This window comes from Enterobacter sp. JBIWA005, assembly GCF_019968805.1.
Classification (GTDB): domain Bacteria; phylum Pseudomonadota; class Gammaproteobacteria; order Enterobacterales; family Enterobacteriaceae; genus Enterobacter; species Enterobacter vonholyi.
The window spans coordinates 2046770-2065319 of record NZ_CP074159.1 but is presented as its reverse complement, the minus strand read 5'-3'; the positions used below and the strand labels follow the sequence as shown (position 1 = coordinate 2065319).

Annotated in this window: 17 protein-coding genes; 11 read left to right on the top strand and 6 right to left on the bottom strand. The window is 54.3% G+C overall.

Features of this window, described 5'->3' with window-relative positions:
* Positions 1 to 13: 13 nt before the first annotated feature.
* On the bottom strand, positions 14 to 724 hold the full coding sequence (locus KGP22_RS09830) for a YnfC family lipoprotein (protein WP_111965770.1): 711 nt from the start codon (positions 722 to 724) through the stop codon (positions 14 to 16).
* Positions 725 to 787: 63 nt separating this feature from the next.
* On the opposite strand from KGP22_RS09830, the gene KGP22_RS09825 reads away from it, so the two are divergent.
* The 4 genes from KGP22_RS09825 to dmsD all read left to right on the top strand — a co-directional run bounded on the left by KGP22_RS09825 (position 788) and on the right by dmsD (position 5255).
* Positions 788 to 1576, top strand: a complete 789-nt coding sequence (locus KGP22_RS09825; RefSeq protein WP_149366803.1) for a hypothetical protein — start codon at positions 788 to 790, stop codon at positions 1574 to 1576.
* Between the two features lie 131 nt (positions 1577 to 1707).
* A complete protein-coding gene (locus tag KGP22_RS09820; RefSeq protein WP_021241220.1) occupies positions 1708 to 1977 on the top strand; it encodes a DUF1161 domain-containing protein in 270 nt (89 codons plus the stop codon).
* Between the two features lie 131 nt (positions 1978 to 2108).
* Positions 2109 to 4547 carry a selenate/tellurate reductase subunit YnfE gene (gene ynfE, locus KGP22_RS09815; RefSeq protein ID WP_223582079.1) on the top strand — a complete coding sequence of 813 codons (2439 nt, stop codon included), beginning with the start codon at positions 2109 to 2111 and terminating at the stop codon, positions 4545 to 4547.
* A gap of 93 nt (positions 4548 to 4640) precedes the next feature.
* A complete protein-coding gene (dmsD, locus tag KGP22_RS09810; protein WP_223582077.1) occupies positions 4641 to 5255 on the top strand; it encodes a Tat proofreading chaperone DmsD in 615 nt (204 codons plus the stop codon).
* 42 nt (positions 5256 to 5297) lie between these two features.
* Here dmsD and KGP22_RS09805 read toward each other — a convergent pair whose 3' ends face one another.
* Together KGP22_RS09805 and KGP22_RS09800 are read right to left on the bottom strand one after the other, a co-directional pair.
* The gene (locus tag KGP22_RS09805) at positions 5298 to 7013 is read right to left on the bottom strand and encodes a SulP family inorganic anion transporter (RefSeq protein ID WP_223582075.1); all 1716 of its coding nucleotides are present in this window, start codon (positions 7011 to 7013) and stop codon (positions 5298 to 5300) included.
* A 478-nt stretch (positions 7014 to 7491) separates the two neighbouring features.
* Positions 7492 to 7917, bottom strand: coding sequence for a VOC family protein (locus KGP22_RS09800; RefSeq protein WP_223582073.1), 426 nt, complete (start codon positions 7915 to 7917; stop codon positions 7492 to 7494).
* 257 nt (positions 7918 to 8174) lie between these two features.
* Between KGP22_RS09800 and KGP22_RS09795 the strand changes: the two genes are divergently transcribed.
* The gene (locus KGP22_RS09795; protein ID WP_223582071.1) at positions 8175 to 8723 is read left to right on the top strand and encodes a hypothetical protein; all 549 of its coding nucleotides are present in this window, start codon (positions 8175 to 8177) and stop codon (positions 8721 to 8723) included.
* 107 nt (positions 8724 to 8830) lie between these two features.
* Here the strand turns inward: KGP22_RS09795 and KGP22_RS09790 are convergent, their stop codons facing one another.
* Positions 8831 to 9667 (bottom strand): MipA/OmpV family protein, encoded by an 837-nt coding sequence (locus tag KGP22_RS09790; RefSeq protein WP_223582068.1) that lies wholly within the window; start codon positions 9665 to 9667, stop codon positions 8831 to 8833.
* Positions 9668 to 9870: 203 nt separating this feature from the next.
* On the opposite strand from KGP22_RS09790, the gene KGP22_RS09785 reads away from it, so the two are divergent.
* The 3 genes from KGP22_RS09785 to KGP22_RS09775 all read left to right on the top strand — a co-directional run bounded on the left by KGP22_RS09785 (position 9871) and on the right by KGP22_RS09775 (position 12553).
* Entirely contained in the window at positions 9871 to 10548 is a 678-nt protein-coding gene (locus KGP22_RS09785) for a response regulator transcription factor (protein ID WP_223582066.1), read from the top strand.
* The gene (locus tag KGP22_RS09780; RefSeq protein WP_223582064.1) at positions 10548 to 11936 is read left to right on the top strand and encodes an ATP-binding protein; all 1389 of its coding nucleotides are present in this window, start codon (positions 10548 to 10550) and stop codon (positions 11934 to 11936) included. The genes KGP22_RS09785 and KGP22_RS09780 overlap by 1 nt, the downstream gene beginning before the upstream one ends.
* A 137-nt stretch (positions 11937 to 12073) precedes the next feature.
* A complete protein-coding gene (locus tag KGP22_RS09775; protein WP_029739386.1) occupies positions 12074 to 12553 on the top strand; it encodes an Rrf2 family transcriptional regulator in 480 nt (159 codons plus the stop codon).
* A gap of 68 nt (positions 12554 to 12621) precedes the next feature.
* On the opposite strand, the gene oqxB is transcribed toward KGP22_RS09775, so the two are convergent.
* Together oqxB and KGP22_RS09765 are read right to left on the bottom strand one after the other, a co-directional pair.
* Positions 12622 to 15777 (bottom strand): multidrug efflux RND transporter permease subunit OqxB, encoded by a 3156-nt coding sequence (gene oqxB, locus KGP22_RS09770; RefSeq protein WP_223582062.1) that lies wholly within the window; start codon positions 15775 to 15777, stop codon positions 12622 to 12624.
* Positions 15778 to 15801: 24 nt separating this feature from the next.
* The gene (locus KGP22_RS09765) at positions 15802 to 16977 is read right to left on the bottom strand and encodes an efflux RND transporter periplasmic adaptor subunit (RefSeq protein WP_115874927.1); all 1176 of its coding nucleotides are present in this window, start codon (positions 16975 to 16977) and stop codon (positions 15802 to 15804) included.
* Between the two features lie 337 nt (positions 16978 to 17314).
* On the opposite strand from KGP22_RS09765, the gene KGP22_RS09760 reads away from it, so the two are divergent.
* From KGP22_RS09760 to KGP22_RS09750, 3 genes are all read left to right on the top strand, one after another.
* Positions 17315 to 17668, top strand: coding sequence for a helix-turn-helix domain-containing protein (locus KGP22_RS09760; protein WP_133294301.1), 354 nt, complete (start codon positions 17315 to 17317; stop codon positions 17666 to 17668).
* Positions 17669 to 17738: 70 nt separating this feature from the next.
* A complete protein-coding gene (locus tag KGP22_RS09755) occupies positions 17739 to 18056 on the top strand; it encodes a YebG family protein (RefSeq protein ID WP_059365166.1) in 318 nt (105 codons plus the stop codon).
* A gap of 95 nt (positions 18057 to 18151) precedes the next feature.
* Entirely contained in the window at positions 18152 to 18367 is a 216-nt protein-coding gene (locus KGP22_RS09750) for a DUF6500 family protein (RefSeq protein WP_223582053.1), read from the top strand.
* Positions 18368 to 18550: the final 183 nt, after the last annotated feature.

Here is an 18550-nt window from a genome sequence, read left to right as displayed (position 1 = left end):
CGCGGTTTTATTCTCAGTAGTATTCAATCGTATTTTTGATGGTGTACTTGCGCTCAACGGCGGGTTTGACGCTGTCGTCCGTGATGGTCAAATCGCAGCTCACCGGGTTATTGTGGCGGTCGTAATCGCAGCTCTGCTTCACGTTGCCCAGCGGCTTGTCGTTCAACATGCTCACGGCCGAGTAATCCATTCTTTTGCGAAGATCTTTAGACGGCGTCGACTGAACGGACAGGTGCTGATCCCCGGAAACGGTGGTTTTGCCCAGCGGGTAGCCATCCGCGTCGTAGCGATACTTCACTTCCATCTCTTTGCCGTGCGCCGCCACCACAAAACCGTTGTCGTCGGTATCCCACGTTATCCCGGCTGACGGCAGTTCGGCCAGCTGGCATTTCCCCTGCAGCTTCACTTTGCGCTGCTGGGTTTCAGCGTCAAGATAGTAATTGGCATCCAGCACCAGCGCCACGCCGGTGTTGGCCTCCAGGTCGTGCAGCTCCAGCGTATCGAAACACCCTTCCGACGAGACGGTGCCGGTGACCCGTTTGGACACTTCGCCCTTCTCGTTGAACAGCGTCTGGGTAAAGTCTTTGACCGGGCCGCGCAGCGGGTCAAAATCAAACTCGTTTGAAAAACTCGCCATCTCGGGCGTAAACGACAGCGGCGCGGAGCTGTTGTCGCACCCCACCAGTGTTGCTGCCAGTAGCGTTATCGCTGCGTATATCTTCACATTCATTTCCGTACAGGGAGATTATTCCCAATCATATTAGCAAATACAGCGGCTTACGCGATAGTGAAAACGAATCATCTGAACGTGGAGAAAACCGGCTTCGCCCACGCAGACGGGAAACCAGGCTATATTTTATGGGGAACGGTCAACGCTAAAGGATATATTATGACGGGCATTTCAAAAGAGATTGAATATCACAAAATGAACTTCCTGAATCATCCGTTATTTAATTATCTCAATGACGATACATTATCTCTTGATGAGCGCCTGAGGTTTTTACCCTATATTTCACATTTTGTCATGAGCTTTGCCGATATTAATAAATATATTTTGCCGTTTGCGACGCCCGCCAATGCGCTGGAACGGGCAGTGAATACCCATGCGAGGGAGGATGCCGAACACTGGCCCTGGTTTCTAAACGATCTGCAGACCAGCGGGCAAAATTCCGCCGCTAGCCTCACAGAACACCTGAGCTTTCTGTGGTCTGATAACCTGATTAACAGCCGAAAGCTGACTTACCATTTAATTCAGACCCTTCACAATCAAAGCGCCAAAATGCGTTTAATCGTAATTGAAGTCATGGAGGCAACCGGCAATGCGACATTTGATACGTTGGCATCCATAACAAAGGGCACGGATAAACAGCTGGAATACTGCGGTCATTTACATTTGAGTCATGAGACTGGACATTCAATGGGGAGCGAGGATGAGATTGTAGATACCCTGTATTTAACGGAAGAGGAAAGAAATAAAGCCAGCCAGATGATTGCTGAGTGCTTTAATGCGTTTCATCGTTTTTTTGATGAAATATTTGAGAATGTCTCACCAGAGCATTCTCGTTCGATTACATGATAGCGGCTCGCCGCGCGAGGGAGCCAGCTACGCGTGGCAGCATTAAGATTAATCAGAAAATTACAGATAAAAACATAGACTTACGCCTCCCCTGCTACACTAACTTAACACACAGAGAAAAGGAGCTACAGATGAAACGGTTACCCTGGATTACCGCCCTGCTGTTAATGAGTGCCTCGACGGCCGCGCTGGCGGCACCGGATTCCTGCGAGCGAGTGAAAAGCGACATTCAGCAGAAGATCGTCAACAACGGCGTGCCTGAGTCAGGTTTTACGCTGAATATCGTGCCAAACGACCAGGCCGACCAGCCGGGCACGCAGGTGGTAGGCCACTGCGCTAACGACACGTTTAAGATTTTGTACACCCGCACAGGCAGCGGTGCGGCAGCTGAACCTCAGTAATTGAGCTTCAATCCACTTTGATTTGATAAGGATTAATATTTAGTCTCCCCAAATTAGTGACACTCACCCCATCATTAGCCCGGATATCATTTCGGGAAAAATAATACGCAATTATAATGATGGGGTGAGCCATGTCCGATGCTGAACATCACGGCGGAATTAGCCGTCGAACTCTCGTGAAATCTACGGCGATAGGTTCTCTGGCGCTTGCCGCTGGTGGGATCTCGCTTCCATTTGGTCTTAAAAGCGCTGCAGCCGCGGTGAAGGGCGCCGTCCAGCCCCCTGAAGATACCGTCGTGTGGGGCGCCTGCTCTGTCAACTGCGGCAGCCGCTGTGCGCTGCGTCTGCACGTGCGCGACAACGAAGTGTACTGGGTCGAAACGGACAACACCGGCGAGGATGTATATGGCGATCACCAGGTGCGTGCCTGCCTGCGCGGACGTTCAATCCGCCGCCGCATCAATCACCCTGACCGTCTGAACTACCCGATGAAGCGCGTGGGCAAACGCGGCGAAGGCAGGTTTGAACGCATCACGTGGGATGAAGCGCTCGACACTATCACCGCCAGCCTGAAAGACGTGGTGGCCAAATACGGCAACGAAGCGGTGTATATCAACTACTCTTCCGGAATTGTCGGCGGCAATATCACCCGCTCTTCCCCTTACGCTTCGCTGGTGGCGCGCCTGATGAACTGCTACGGCGGTTTCCTGAGCCACTACGGCACCTACAGCACGGCGCAAATTGCCTGCGCGATGCCCTACACCTATGGCAGCAACGACGGCAACAGCACCTCGGATATCGAAAACACTAAACTGGTGGTGATGTTCGGCAATAACCCGGCGGAAACGCGCATGAGCGGCGGCGGGATTACGTACTATCTTGAGCAGGCCCGCGAGCGGTCCAACGCGCGCATGATTGTTATCGACCCGCGCTACACCGACACGGCAGCCGGACGCGAAGATGAATGGATCCCGATCCGTCCTGGAACCGATGCCGCGCTGGTGGCGGGTATTGCCTGGGTATTAATCGACGAAAATCTGGTCGACCAGCCGTTCCTGGACAAATACTGCGTTGGCTACGACGAAAAAACGCTGCCGGAAAGCGCGCCCGCTAACGGTCACTACAAAGCGTATATTCTCGGCCAGGGCGATGACCACATGGCTAAAACGCCGGAGTGGGCCTCACGCATCACCGGCATTCCCGCAGAACGCATCATTAAGCTTGCCCGGGAAATTGGCTCCGCGAAGCCGGCCTATATCTGTCAGGGCTGGGGACCCCAGCGTCAGGCGAACGGCGAGCTGACCTCGCGCGCCATCGCGATGCTGCCGATCCTCACCGGAAACGTGGGGATCAACGGCGGGAACAGCGGCGCGCGAGAGTCGACCTACACCATCACCATTGAACGTATGCCGCTGCCGGATAACCCGGTCAAAACGCAAATCTCCTGCTTCAGCTGGACGGACGCCATCGCCCGCGGGCCGGAAATGACCGCCCTGCGCGACGGCGTACGAGGAAAGGATAAGCTGGACGTGCCGATTAAGTTCATATGGAACTACGCGGGCAATACCATCATCAACCAGCACTCCGATATCAATAAAACCCACGATATCCTGCAAGATGAAAGCAAGTGCGAGATGGTTGTGGTCATCGATAACTTCATGACGTCGTCCGCGAAATACGCCGATATCATCTTGCCGGACCTGATGACCGTCGAGCAGGAAGACATCATTCCTAACGATTATGCGGGCAATATGGGCTACCTGATTTTCCTCCAGCCCGTGACTGCGCCGAAGTTTGAGCGCAAGCCCATCTACTGGATCATGAGCGAAGTGGCGAAACGCCTCGGGCCGGATATCCATCAGAAATTTACGGAAGGACGCACGCAGGAGCAGTGGCTGCAGTATCTGTATGCCAAAATGCTCGAAAAAGACCCTCAGCTGCCGTCCTATGACGAACTGAAAAAAATGGGCATTTACAAGCGTAAAGATCCGAACGGACACTTTGTGGCCTATAAAAAGTTCCGCGAAAACCCGAATGCCAATCCGCTGAAAACGCCTTCGGGCAAGATTGAGATTTACTCCAGCAAGCTGGCGGAGATTGCGGCCACCTGGGAGCTTGAAAAAGATGAGACCATCAGTCCTCTGCCCGTCTACGCCTCGACCTTTGACGGCTGGGATGCGCCCGAGCGCGCGCGGTTCCCGCTGCAGCTGTTTGGCTTCCACTTCAAAGCCCGTACCCACTCAAGCTACGGTAACGTCGACGTGCTTAAAGCGGCCTGCCGCCAGGAGGTCTGGCTTAATCCTGTTGATGCCGAAAAACGCGGTATTAAGAACGGGGATACAGTGCGCGTCTTTAACGATCGCGGTGAGGTGAGAATTGAAGCGAAAGTCACGCCGCGCATCATGCCCGGAGTGAGCGCCATGGGCCAGGGTGCCTGGCACGACGCCAACATGAACGGCGATCGTATCGACCACGGCTCATGCATCAACACGCTGACCACGCACCGCCCGTCGCCGCTGGCAAAAGGCAACCCGCAGCACACCAATCTGGTGCAGATCGAGAAGGTCTAGAAAGTGAAGCGCATGACCGTGGTTTATTCTATGGTCTATAAATTGGTTTAACACAGTCGCGCGGGCGAAATCCGCGCGAGCAAGGAAGATGTAATGAAAGACGTCTCACAGCGTGAATCGTTCGCGTTTAGCGCCCGCGTACTGGGCGCGCTGTTTTATTTTGCACCCGACAGCGAGCAGGCTGCTCCGCTAGTTCAGGCCCTAACCGCGGGCGACTGGGTTCAGGACTGGCCTCTGCCGCCGGAAACGCTGCAGCCCATTGCCGAATCCTTTGCCTCGCCTGCCGACGAGCCGCTGACGGACGCGTGGCAACGGCTGTTTATTGGCCCTTACGCCCTGCCCGCTCCACCGTGGGGCTCCGTCTGGCTCGACCGCGAATCCGTGCTGTTCGGCGACTCGACCCTCGCCCTGCGTCAGTGGATGCGGGAGAACAATATCGCGTTTGAGATGCAGCAGAACGAACCGGAAGACCACTTTGGGACATTGCTGCTGCTGGCAGCGTGGCTGGCCGAGAATGGTCGCGATGCTGAGTGCGATCGGCTTCTGGCGTGGCACCTGCTGCCGTGGAGCACCCGCTTCCTGTCCGTGTTTGTCGACAACGCCAGGCATCCGTTTTATACCGCGCTGGGTAAGCTCGCGCAGCTGACGCTCACGGACTGGCGATCGAGGCTGCTTATTCCGGTTGCGGAAAAGACGCTGTATCGCTAAGGGGTGTGGCTTGCTCGCGGATGGCGGGCAAGCCAGGATGGTTTAAACCTCTCCTCCTGATTCACTCGCGCTCTCTTTACTTTGAATGAACCGAAGTGCCAGGTAGAGGTCTGGTGCCAGAATCATGTCATCATCATTCATTGTTGGTCGACTCTCTTTAAACCAGCGGGTTAACTCTGTTTTCCTGCCCGCAAGGATTAACTTAATTTGTCGACCTTTCAGATCGCGCTTTAACTCATTAATGGTTGCCAGAACGCTGATGTCTGAATAGGTGAAGCAGGCAACGGCATCAATGACCACCCATTTAGGCTGTAAGGCTGCCCCATCAACCAGGTTTAATACCCGGCGTTTAAAATAAGCCACGTTAAAATAGGTCAACGGTGAGTTAAATCGATACATCAGTACGCCCGGGACCATTTTAATATCGTTCGTATTTCCTAATGAGTGAATCATTCCATCGTCGTCAGTGCCCAGTAAGTGCTCAGAGGGACGAAACACTGTACGAAGGAACTGTAACAGGCCAAGCAACACCGCAAGGCCAATCCCCTGGATAACGCCGATAATTAAAACGCAGCCAAACGTGAAGAAGGCCAGACGAAATGCCTGCTTATTTCTGCGCCTCAGGTTCCATAATCCACGTAAATCGATTAATGACCACGAGGCATACATTAGAACTATACCTAACGCAGATACCGGAATGTATTGTAATGGCTGAGTGAAAAACACCACGACGATACCAATGATCAAGGCTGCGACCACCGAAACCAGCTGGCTTTTCCCCCCAACCGAATCATTAACTGCGGTCCGGGAATCGGCGCCACTGATAGCAAACCCCTGAGATAACCCCGACATAATGTTCGCAATACCCAGCGCGCGGAACTCTGCATCAGCATTAATTTCATAGCCATTTTTCGCGGCGAAACTGCGGGCGGTCAGCATCAGGCTGACAAAACTGACCAACGCCAGGTTCAGCGCCGGGATCACTAAATCACGCATCGGACCTGGCTGGAACGCCCCCCAGTTAACGACGGGTAAACCTGGCTGGAAGCCTTCTCCCCCAATCGTGGCAATTCCATACTGTTGCGCAGAGGTCACCCATACCAGCGCCGTTGTTATCACAATAGCAATTAAAGGTGCTGGCCACTGGCTGCGATACGTTTTAATCGCCATTAAAATAATTAACGTAAAAAGGGATATCCCTACGGTTAATAAATGGCTATCTGAAAGTCGGCCTGGCAAGGCGATTATTTTTTCAATAACCTGCGCCTCATCAAGCTTAATCCCCAACACCTTGCCTAGTTGCCCGACAATAATCGTCACCGCTACGCCGTTAAGCAGGCCGGTAAGAATGGGATGAGAAAGCAGATCGGCAAGTGCGCCCAGGCGGAATTTACTGGCCAGCAGGCACCACCCGCCCATCATCAATGTCATGATAATTGTCAGCTGCCAGTGCAGTTCGGGATTCCCCGCAGAAAGCGGAAACACGACGGCCGCAATCACCGCGCATGTCGTTGCATCTGGGCCCACAATAAGCTGGCGTGAAGAGCCAAACAGTGCGTAAGCTATCATTGGTAAAACGCAGGAATAGAGCCCTACAATTGCCCCAACACCCGCCAGCTCAGCGTAAGCAATCGCAACGGGTAGCGCTACAGCCGCAACGGATAACCCGGCTTTAACATCATGTTTTAGCCAGCTTTTATCGTAGGCTAACAAATTTTGTAAACCTGGCATGTAGTTTAACAATAGTTTTCCGAACACATTCTTCTCCGGACAGGGATATTTGCCACGTCATGCTGGCACACTTCTCAGTGAGGTTCTGGCTTTCAAATGCTCCGGACTGAGGCCGCCGACTCTCAGTTCCTGATAAACTACAGCCATCGTACTATTCTGACGGATATTAAACATAGTTCATAAACTACCCCTTAGCCGGGGTTGGCCTGGCCGGACGCTGCAGTGCTGCACGCTGGCAATCTCACCTTCTCTCATATCGTCTGGAATAGCGATGTCATAGAGTCGAGAAAACTATAGTCATGAGCCTATGAATCTATGATACATACGTCAGACAGATCGGCGAGTATGAAAGGCCAGCGTCCACTCCTCGCTCAAAACTGCTTCAGCAACTATGGAACAACAGCGTTATTTTCACAATTTGCGGTAGACACCTTTATTGATATAACTTTATTGCACGGCTGATTTCGTCACCGCTAAACATCCTAAAATTTCATCCATGGAGTAACTATTGTTCCTTTAAATTTTCATCTGCTTCCGGCGAATAGTGCTGAAAAACACATGCCAGCTTATTCCCGTCAGGATCGCGAAGATAGGCAACATAAAAATCGGGGCCGTACGCGGTTCGTGTCCCTGGCGCGCCTTCATTTTTCCCTCCCGCAAGAAGTCCTGCTGCATGGAAACGTCTGACAAGGTCCGCGTTATCTGCTCGGAATGCGAACATTGTCCCGTTTCCCGCCGTTGCGGGATGCCCGTCAAAAGGAGGGCAAATACAGAAGCTGAATCCCTCATCCGGATTATTTTCATCTCCCCACATTGCCCAGCTCTCTGTCCAGGCAGGCAAACGTGAATAGCCAAGCACGTTAAAAACAGCGTCATAAAACGCCACGGAGCGCTGAAGGTCATTTGTACCTATGGTGATATATGTCAGCATCTTATCACATCCTCTTTGCCGTTTATCTGAGCAGACATTATACCTGGGGCTATGAATTAAGGGGCCATAAAAAAGCGGATTTTGAGCATTGTAAGCGTGTGGGCGAAATGGTTTGCTGAACATGTTCTGTAAGGCGATCTCTGCCCCCGCCCCATTACGTGAGTATCTCAAGTTTCCGTATATATGCTAAAATTTTTGCAGCTGCAGGTCGAAAATCCCCCTTTAAAATTTCAGTACGTTAGCCAAAGCGAGCGAATATGGATAATATTCCACATAAGCAGATAGTCCTGAAAAGATACCCCGCATGGCTTTGGTGCGGAAGTTTTTATCTGGCGACATTGAATTGCTCTGCAGATGAAATAAATCTGTATTCAATTAACACTGGCTCATACGTTTATCATCTGACAAATAATCACGGACAATACACGGAGAACTTTGAAAACAAGTTTATATCCGTGGAGCGGAAATTCTCAGATACGTCGAAATATAGTGTTGTGCTAGGCACAATGAAAAACAGCTTTAATGACAGATGTCTGGCCGCCGGTGTAAGAAGAGACTGGGCTGGATGGAATAACGGTTGGGTTTTTAAGGGAATCTATGGATATGTAGGCGAATTTTTCTTTGATACTTTCGATGATTGTGGCGACCATGGTTCATACCATGATTTTAAAAAAGTAACAGGGATAGGTTTTTCTCCCTACATATATCATGGATTTCAGTATAATTTTACGTCTTATTTTGGTATGGATGTGGGTATTATCATCCCCTCCGTTTTTGTCATCACGGCCCAATGGAGCTTTAGATAAATCCGTCAACCATGTGTGCAGTGCTGTAACTGTCTGTAAGGGAAACCGCCCCACCGTCTCAACCGGAGGGGCTTAAATTACCGCTGGTGCACGCTCAAAACCACAAGCTAAAAACTATACGTCACCTTCAAACCCCCCGTGGGTGACTTTTTGCGTTGCACGATCGGGCTGTCCGCTGCATCCCCCGTCAGCTGCGTCACACCCGCTGAGGCAAGTACGCTCCAGCGCGAGGTGAGCTTGTGGGTCCAGTCAAGGTTCATCGACCAGGCATAAATCCCGGCCCCGGCGTCATGTCGGGCAAAACCCGATGCGGCCGATTGGGCGGCGTTTACCCCGTAGTACGTCTGCATATACTTGTCCGATCCCCAACTGCCGGTCAGCGCCAGCGCCACCTCATTTTTTGGTGAGGTGTAGAACGGGCTGGAAATGCCAAAATGTACCGCTTCACCGTTGTCTCTTTCAGAAACCGGTACCTCAGCCTGCAGCTGCAGGTGAAGCCAGTCGGTCACCTTGTACTCAAGCCCGGGCACCACGATAGCCGAGCCTTTAATCTCCCCCATTCCTCGCAGCTCGTCGCTGCCGGTGCCGATCGAATCGCTGCTCACGTCTTTTTCCTTACGGCCAATTCGATAGCTCAGCGCGGCGCTGTAGTCCAGGTTGCCGATGTTGTTACCGTAACCGATCCCTCGCGTGGTGCCGATGAAGAAGCCATTTTCCATGGAATAATCCACTACCTGAGCCGCTGAGACGCGGGTTTTATCTGAACCCGAATAGCGTGGCCCTACGTCCACGCCGCCCCCCAGGGTTAAGACGTTACCCTGCCGCTGTTCTTCCGCCAGCACAGGCGTAGCCAGTAACGCCAGAACGACGCCCGGCACGATGGTTTTCAGGCAGCGGCCCGAAAGTAAATGAGGGAACGTATGACGCAGTTCGATGTTTCTCATTAAGGAAGTCCTTATGGATTCAAATGATGACGATGCATGCGGTTAACCGCCAGAACGCCCATTTTGAATACTCACCCTAAGGTTCTTATGAGCCGAAAATGAAGAAACGCTGAAGCGCAAGCAGGTGCTGTAAACCAGGCTGATTTCCTGATACCGTTTTTTTCTTAAGATGTTCTTCATTCACGGTTGATACCGTTACCAATGTGAAAATTCTACTAATCGAAGACGACCTGGATCTCGGCAATGGCGTACGTATCGCTCTCTCAGATCAAGGGTTTGACGTCATATGGGTTCGCCGTAAAGAGGATGCGCTGCATCAGCTTGACGTCTGCGTGCCGGAACTTATTTTGCTCGACCTCGGGCTGCCCGACGGAGATGGCATGAGCCTGATGACGCGTTTGCGTCAGCAGCTCAAGGGGATCCCGGTCATCATCCTGACGGCGCGAGGGACATTGCAGGATCGCCTGCGGGGGTTGGATGCCGGCGCGGACGACTATCTCGTCAAACCTTTTATTCTCGCCGAGCTGCTGGCGCGAGTGAGGGCTCTTGCACGGCGCAGCTACGGTTTTGAGAATGAGGCGATAGAAATTCGCGGGCTCTCTCTTCATATACCGACGCGTCGCGTGACGGTGAGCGCGCGCCATGTCGATTTAACGGCCAGTGAATACGCGCTGCTGGAGACGTTGATGCTGCGCGCGGACCGCGTGCTGACCCGGCGGTTTCTGGAAGAAAGGATATTCGGCAACAAAGAGAATCTCAGCAATGCGCTCGACGTGCATATGGGCAATTTGCGGCGAAAAATCGGCGACGGCTATGTGCGAACGGTCCGGGGCGTCGGGTACGTTATTGATACCGTCTCAATACAGAAGGTGACCGGGTGATGCAAAACGTCTGGTATCACCTGAGGCGGCCGACGCTGGTACGGCGAATTATCATCGCCCAGATGCTGCTGCTTACCCTGCTGTGGTGTCTTTTTTTAACCTTCATTCTGTGGGAGGACCTGCGTAGCCCTCCTATCATCACGGGCAGCAAAACGTACGAAACCGTTTTTACCCTGGCTGAGCGTATGGACGGGCGCCCGCAGGACCGTACCGCCGTGCTGGAGGCCTTCAGCAAGGCGCTGCGTGAAGGTTACGGCGGAGGGGAAGATCCCCTGCTGTCGATTAACCTCATCGTTCGCAAAAATAATAACGTTATTTTTTCATCCGACGGAGCACCCGCGGGGATAACAAATACCCGACAAGGCGAAATGGAGCACGTTCAAAGTGAAGGTCGCATCTGGACCAGCCGAACACTGAAATCGCCCCACTCCGACGTGGAGGTAACCCTTTTCACCCCTGCCAGCGGCTGGAACTTCTTTATCTACCTGAACTCGCGCGGATACTACATTCTGCCGCTTCTGGTTTGTTTCCCTTTTCTGCTGTTTCCCGCATGGCTCTCCATCCGCATTGCGATGCGTCCGTGGAATAAGGTGGTCAATGAAATTACGTTACGCACGCCGGACGATCTCTCTCCTTTAAAAGCCGTACCGAAGCACAGAGAGCTTCGCCAGATGGTGGACGCGATCAATGACTTCCTTGCCCGGGTGCGTGAAAGCGCGGAAAGGGAGCGGGTTTTCATCGCGGATGCCGCACACGAGCTGCGTACGCCCCTCGCGGCGATGCGCATCAACGTGGAGGCGCTGCAGTCCTGGGTCATCAGCGAAAGCCAGCAGGAGCTGCTTGCCGGCGTGATCCGCAGCAACAGCCGCGCCGCGCGTCTCGTCAATCAGCTTCTGCTGATGATGCACAGTGAAGCGAGTATTGATACGGTCATGGAGCCCGTGCCGCTGACGACGCTCGTCCAGGAGCGCATGGCCGAGCTGGAACCCTTAGCGTCTGCGCGCAGGATCGAGCTGGAATTCTTTGCCGAGGATGAAGTCTGGATCCCCGGCGCCAGGGAACGCCTGGTGTCGCTGATTGATAATCTCATTGAGAATGCGGTGAAGTACAGCCCCGAGGGCGGGCGGATTCAGGTCGACGTGCGGGCGGGCGATCGCGTCGTCCAGCTGCGCGTCTCCGATGCGGGCCCGGGTATTCCGGTCGAGCTGCAGGAGCGCGTGTTCGACCGCTTTTTCCGCGATCCCAATCAGGTGCAGAGCGGCAGCGGGCTGGGGCTTGCCATCGTTAAAGCGGTGGCGCAGCAACACAACAGCAGCGTAAACCTGACAACTTCTGCAGAAGGTGGCCTTCTGGTGACGGTGGACTTCCCGAACCGCACGTTTAGCTAAAGCAGAACAGGGGGTTTGATCGCAAATGCCGCAGATTGCTTCAAAAAAATTACCGTGTTTGTTATATTGTTGTTTATTGCTTATTCACCTCTGCGGTGCCAAAAAGAACAAGATTCACCGCAACCCAGGACAGAGAAATGTTAGATTACCGCTTCCCGACAGCTTTGCAGATGGTTCTCAGCGTAGCGATGGCGGAGCAATTGGGTGAACGTTCGACGAGTGCGATTCTGGCCTACGGTCTGGAAGCGAACCCGAGCTTCATCCGCAAATTGATGGTTCCGCTGACGCGAGACGGCATTATCGTCTCAACGCTTGGCCGTAACGGCTCCATTCATCTTGGTCGCCCGCCGGAAGAGATCACCCTGCGCGACATCTACCTTTCGGTCATCGAAGATAAAAAGCTGTGGGCATCCCGCCCTGACGTGCCGGCCCGCTGCGTGGTCAGCGCCAACGCCTGCTGGTACTTCAAATCAATTTCTGAAGAAGCCGAAGAGGCTTCGTTAGCAGTACTGGCCCGCCATACCGTGGCAAGCGCCCTGGAAGCGGTGAAAAACGCCGACAGCAGCGGATGGGATCCACTCCCCGACCTCATTGCCCAGTATCAAAAAACGTCATAACGTTTTACCTGATGCGAAAAAAAAACCGCCTTCACTATGAAGGCGGTTTTTTATTATCGGCAACGTCCTTATGCGGGCAGAACGTCCCTTTCCTCTTTTTTCCCGCGCGTCACGAACTTACGCAGCGTCACGTAGAACACCGGCGTCAGGAACAGACCAAACAGCGTCACCCCAAGCATGCCGGAGAATACCGTGATCCCCGTGACGCCGCGCACTTCTGCGCCAGCGCCGTGACCGAGGATCAGTGGAATGGTCCCGGCGATAAAGGCGATGGAGGTCATCACAATCGGGCGTAAACGCAGGCGGCAAGCCTCCAGCGCGGCCTCCATGATGCCTTTGCCCTGAATTTCAAGCTCGCGGGCAAACTCCACGATAAGAATGGCGTTTTTACAGGCCAGCCCCATCAGCACCACCAGCCCCACCTGCACGAAGACGTTGTTATCGCCCCCGGTCAGCCAGACGCCAAACAGTGCGGAGAGCATTGTCATCGGCACGATGAGGATCACCGCCAGCGGCAGCGTCCAGCTTTCATACAGCGCCGCCAGCACCAGGAACGCCAGCAGCACCGCCACCGGGAAGACGATCAGCGCCGTATTGCCCTGAGTGGCCTGCTGGAAGCTCAGATCCGTCCATTCAATGTTCATCCCGTTTGGCAGGATCTGCTTAGACATCGCGTCCAGCTGCGTCATCGCCTGCGCAGATGAGAGCACGCGCGGGTCGGCATCGCCAATCAGGTCCGCCGCCGGGTAGCCGTTGTAACGGATCACCGGATCCGGCCCGTAGGTGGTCGTGATTTTCACCATACTGCCAATCGGCACCATTTCGCCCTGGCTGTTGCGGGTGCGCAGATTCGCAATATCTTCCACGCTGTCGCGGAACTGCCCGTCGGCCTGCGCCATCACGCGCCAGGTTCGTCCGAACTGGTTGAAGTCATTGACGTACGACGAGCCCAGATAGGTTTGCAGCGTCCCGAAAAGATCGGTCAGCGACACGCCCTGCGCTTTCGCCTTATCGCGGTCAACCTGGACGTCCAGCTGCGGAACGTTAGCCTGATAGGTTGAGATCGGGAAATGCATTCCCGGGGTCTGCATAATCGCACCGGACATGGTGTTCACCGCGTTTTGCAGCGCGCCATAGCCCAGACCACCGCGATCCTGAATATACAGAGAATAGCCCGACCCCTGACCCAGCCCTAAAATCGGCGGCGGCAGAATGGAGAAGCCAAAGCCTTCCTGGATTTGCGCGATTTTCGCATTAATCTCCGCATTAATTTCCGCAGCGGAATGTTTACGCTGATCGAACGGCTTCAGGCCAAAGAACACCGTACCGGTATTCGGCGTATTGGTGAACTGCAGCGCGTTCAGCCCCGGAAACGCGACCGCATAGTCCACGCCTTCGGTATTCATCCCGATTTCGCTCATTTTGCGGATCACCGCGTCGGTACGCGCCAGAGAAGAGCCTTCCGGCATCTTCACACCGCCAATCAGGTAAAGCTTGTCCTGCGTCGGAATAAACCCGCCGGGCACCGCTTTAAACATGACGCCTGCGGCACAAAGCAGCAGCAGATAAACCACGAATACCGCACCGCGCCGTCCCAGCGTTTTACCCACCAGCCCCTGATAGCCGTTTGAGCTGCGGAGGAAAAAGCGGTTAAACGGACGGAAAATCCAGCCGAACAGACGATCGATAAGCCGGGTCGGGAAATCCTTCGGCGCGCCGTGCGGCTTTAAAAGCAGTGCCGCCAGCGCCGGAGAGAGCGTCAGCGAGTTAATAGCGGAGATCACCGTCGAAATCGCGATCGTCACCGCAAACTGCTTGTAGAACTGACCGGTAACGCCCGACAGAAACGCCATCGGCACAAATACCGCGCACAGCACCAGCGCGATCGCGATAATCGGCCCGGACACTTCACGCATCGCCTGGTGCGCTGCCGCAAGCGGCGCAAGCCCCTCTTCTATGTTTCGCTCTACGTTTTCCACCACCACGATGGCGTCGTCCACCACGATACCGATGGCGAGCACCAGCCCGAACAGGCTGAGGCTATTCAGCGAGAAGCCGAGCAGGTAAAGAATGCTGAAGGTACCCACCACCGACACCGGCACCGCGATCAGCGGAATGATCGACGCGCGCCAGGTTTGCAGGAACAGAATGACCACCAGCACGACCAGCACCACGGCTTCCAGCAGCGTTTGCACCACCGCACGGATCGAATCGCGCACAAAGACCGTCGGATCGTAAGGTGCCGCCCACTTCATGTCCGCCGGGAAGCGCGTCGACAGTTCGTCCATTTTCGCGCGCACCGCGTTAGACAGATCGATAGCGTTCGCCCCCGGCGACTGGAAGATACCAATCCCGACCGCGTCTTTATTGTTCAGCTGGGAACGCAGGGCATAGCTCCCGGACCCCATTTCAATCCGCGCCACGTCGCGCAGGCGGACGACCGTACCGTCCTCCGTCGTTTTCAGGACAATATTGCCAAACTCTTCTTCGGTGTGCAGACGCCCCTGGGCGTTAATGGAGATCAGGAAGTCGCTCTCTTTCGGCAGCGGCTCGGCGCCAAGCTGACCGGCGGAAACCTGTACGTTTTGCTCCTGCATCGCCGTGACCACGTCCGAGGCAGTCAGCCCGCGCGCCGCCACTTTATTAGGGTCCAGCCAGACGCGCATCGCGTACTCGCCGGAGCCGAAAATCTGGATCTGGCCGACGCCGGGCAGGCGCGCCAGCTCATCCTTCACCTTCAGCGTGGCGTAGTTGCGCATATACAGCGAATCGTACTTACCGTTTGGCGAAAACAGATGCACCACCAGCGTCAGCGTGGGCGACTGCTTCTGGGTGGTAATGCCCAGACGCCGCACGTCCTCCGGCAGACGCGCCTCGGCCTGCGCGACGCGGTTCTGCACCTGAACCTGCGCCTGATCCGGGTCAGTACCCGGACGGAAGGTGACGGTGGTAACCAGCACGCCGTCCGAGCCCGCGACGGATTTCATGTACATCATGTTCTCGACGCCGTTAATCGCCTCTTCCAGCGGCGTCGCCACGGTCTCGGCAATCACTTTCGGGTTAGCGCCCGGGTACTCCGCACGCACCTGCACGCTTGGCGGCACGACGTCAGGGTATTCGCTCACCGGCAGCAGCGGGATGGCGATTAACCCTGTGATAAAAATCAGAATCGACAGGACGGCAGCAAAGATCGGCCTGTCGATGAAAAAGCGGGAAAAGTCCATGGGTTGGATTCTCAGGTCAAGGGATCAGTTGAGGGCGCTGGTGGCGGTCATGGCAACGGTTTTGGCGTTAACCGGCATACCCGGCATAAACACTTTCTGTAAACCCTCGACGATGACTTTGTCGCCAGGATTCAGCCCCTGCCGCACGATGCGTAAACCGTCTGCCAGACGACCCGGCGTAATGTCGCGACGCTGTGCTTTCCCCTCTTTATCGACGATATAAACGTATTTACGATCCTGATCGGTCAGCACCGCCTTGTCGTCAATCAGCGTGGCTTTGAATTCCGCGCTGCCCGGCAGGCGTACGCGGGCAAACAGCCCCGGCGTGAACTGACGCTGTGAGTTATCCAGCAGCGCGCGCATGCGGATTGTCCCGGTGCTCGGCGTGAGCTGGTTATCCAGGAAATCCACTTTGCCCTGATGGGGATAACCCTCCTCGCCCGTCAGGCCAATCTCAACCGGCAGCGCCGTGTGATTGCTGGACGCCCCCTGCCCGCTGCGGGCCAGATTTTGATAGTGAAGATAGGTTGACTCGTCCACGTCAAAGTAGACGTACACCGTCTTCTGCGAGACCAGCGTGGTGAGGACGCTGGCGGTATCGCCCGCAGTCACCAGGTTCCCGCTGGTGATCAGCGCCCGGCTGGCGCGACCGTCAATAGGCGCGGTCACTTTGGTGAAGTCCAGGTTGAGCTGGGCTGCGTCAACCGCCGCCTGCGCGGCGCGAATGTCGGCCTGCGCCTGAACGGCAGCCGAACGTCGCTGCTCCCACTCTTCCCGTGAGACCAGATGGGTATTGATCAGCTTATCGGTACGGTTAGCCTCACTTTGCGCCAGGCTGGCCTGCGTTTTGGCTCTTGCCAGGTTCGCCTGCGCCTGTTCCAGCGCGGCGCGATAGGTACGGTCATCAATGGTGAACAGCACCTCGCCCTTCTTCACTTCCTGGCCGTCGGTGTAATTCACCTTATCAATGTAGCCGGAAACGCGCGGGCGCAGCTGAACGCTCTCCACCGCTTCAATCCGGCCGTTAAAGCTATCCCACTGGCTAATCGATTTCACCACCACGTCAGCGGCACTCACGGCAGGCGCAGGTGGCGCGGCATTTTGCGCGACGCTGTTATCGCATCCGACGAGCAGCACGGAGAGCAATATTGCCCCCAGCGCGCTCAGAGGAGAGTTACCCCAGGTTTTTTGCAGGCTCATTATTTTTATTCCAGTAATTGTCGCCACCGGGCAAGACGCAGCAGGAGGCACCGCGCCACTTCCTTTGTCCAGGGGCTGTCTTCAGGCCATTTGTGTCGTTCATCGCCACAAAACTGTAACAGTTGCGAATACACTATTCGCGGCGATTGTAGGAAGGCGCTTAACTAAGTGCAAGAATAATTGTTGCACTTTATGTGCTATTTGAGAGGATGTGAAAAGACCCGTTTCGGTCAGGGATTTAAATGCAACAATAAAACTTGCAATTACTGAAAAAATGCGCCACCTTTAAATGCAACAGACAAAGATACTTTTTCATCCGCTACGTGGGGGTAACCAGATGAACACTGGCGCATTTATGCATGATTTACTCGACTGGATCGACAACAACCTGGACAGTCGCCTGGACATTGAGACCGTCGCCAGGCGTTCCGGCTACTCGAAATGGCACCTCCAGCGCCTGTTCAAAGAGCATACGGGCTATCCCCTCGCCGGGTATATTCGCGCGCAAAAGCTGCAAAAATCGGTTGAGCGGTTATCCCACAGCGACGAACCGATTCTGAATGTGGCGATCGCGCTGGGCTTTGATTCCCAGCAGTCCTTCAACCGCAGCTTCAAGCGTCAGTATGGTCAGGCGCCTGGGGCATGGCGGCGCAGTATGGGTAGCCCGGAAACACAGCAGCTTCGCCAGTAATGCATATTTTGCTGCAACATCGATCCGTTGCTGATATTCTGTATATAAATACAGTATAGCGAGGTGCACGATGGCTGTTGAAACAAAATTTGTTGTCGTAAGAAAAGGTGAAGAGAAAATGACATTTGCCAGTAAGAAAGAGGCTGACGCTCACGACAAGCTGCTCGATATGGCCGACGCGTTCACCGACTGGCTGTTGCAAAGCGGAATGCAGATGGATGAAACGCAGGCTGAAAACCTTGGCCTGTATCTCGCCGAGCAGAAAGAGACCGTGCAGCATATTCTTCGTACCAGCAAGCTTCCCGATCTCACTGCTCCAGCGGTAGCGGATAAAACAGAATCCGATGCGGCTGACACGAAAAAAATCAGGGCTGTGAAGGCGGCCTGATTGCCAGAAAACGTTATTAACGATCCTGTAGCCGTAAGCAGACTTCTGCTTGCGGCTTTTTTTATCCTGAACATGAAAAGAGTAAAGGAGATGGCGTGCAGCAAGGAGTGAAGGAAAAGATCATCAGGATCTGTGATTCAAAAATTGCCTCTAAGGGAAGCGATGTTGGGCTTTCGTTTTATGCTTTTTTTGCTAATAAAAATGACGATCCGGAACTGCTTATGGAAGTGGCGCACTGGTGGATTATGGAGATGAAGCTGGACCATTTTGAAAAGGCTGAAAAGATCAGAAAGCTCTTTTCTGCGATGTAACGCTGTAAAGCGAGATGCCGGTAACATTGCGGGATTGGATTGCTCTGCCCGTCGCATAACTGCTATGAGACCACTTTGCCAATCGTCGCTGCGTGCGTAAGCCTACTTCTTCTCGCGCGTTGTGCAGCATCCGCTGTTTCTTTGACGTTGGCGCTAACAGGTTAATTTTTGTTCGTTGTGCGG

What these genes read in the sequence shown, in the direction of transcription:
- KGP22_RS09760 (WP_133294301.1), top strand. Translation starts at nt 17,315, where the DNA reads ATGAACACTGGCGCATTTATGCATGATTTACTCGACTGGATCGACAAC.
- KGP22_RS09765 (WP_115874927.1), bottom strand. Translation starts at nt 16,977, where the DNA reads ATGAGCCTGCAAAAAACCTGGGGTAACTCTCCTCTGAGCGCGCTGGGG.
- KGP22_RS09820 (WP_021241220.1), top strand. Translation starts at nt 1,708, where the DNA reads ATGAAACGGTTACCCTGGATTACCGCCCTGCTGTTAATGAGTGCCTCG.
- oqxB (WP_223582062.1), bottom strand. Translation starts at nt 15,777, where the DNA reads ATGGACTTTTCCCGCTTTTTCATCGACAGGCCGATCTTTGCTGCCGTC.
- dmsD (WP_223582077.1), top strand. Translation starts at nt 4,641, where the DNA reads ATGAAAGACGTCTCACAGCGTGAATCGTTCGCGTTTAGCGCCCGCGTA.
- ynfE (WP_223582079.1), top strand. Translation starts at nt 2,109, where the DNA reads ATGTCCGATGCTGAACATCACGGCGGAATTAGCCGTCGAACTCTCGTG.
- KGP22_RS09775 (WP_029739386.1), top strand. Translation starts at nt 12,074, where the DNA reads ATGTTAGATTACCGCTTCCCGACAGCTTTGCAGATGGTTCTCAGCGTA.
- KGP22_RS09780 (WP_223582064.1), top strand. Translation starts at nt 10,548, where the DNA reads ATGCAAAACGTCTGGTATCACCTGAGGCGGCCGACGCTGGTACGGCGA.
- KGP22_RS09800 (WP_223582073.1), bottom strand. Translation starts at nt 7,917, where the DNA reads ATGCTGACATATATCACCATAGGTACAAATGACCTTCAGCGCTCCGTG.
- KGP22_RS09755 (WP_059365166.1), top strand. Translation starts at nt 17,739, where the DNA reads ATGGCTGTTGAAACAAAATTTGTTGTCGTAAGAAAAGGTGAAGAGAAA.
- KGP22_RS09795 (WP_223582071.1), top strand. Translation starts at nt 8,175, where the DNA reads ATGGATAATATTCCACATAAGCAGATAGTCCTGAAAAGATACCCCGCA.
- KGP22_RS09790 (WP_223582068.1), bottom strand. Translation starts at nt 9,667, where the DNA reads ATGAGAAACATCGAACTGCGTCATACGTTCCCTCATTTACTTTCGGGC.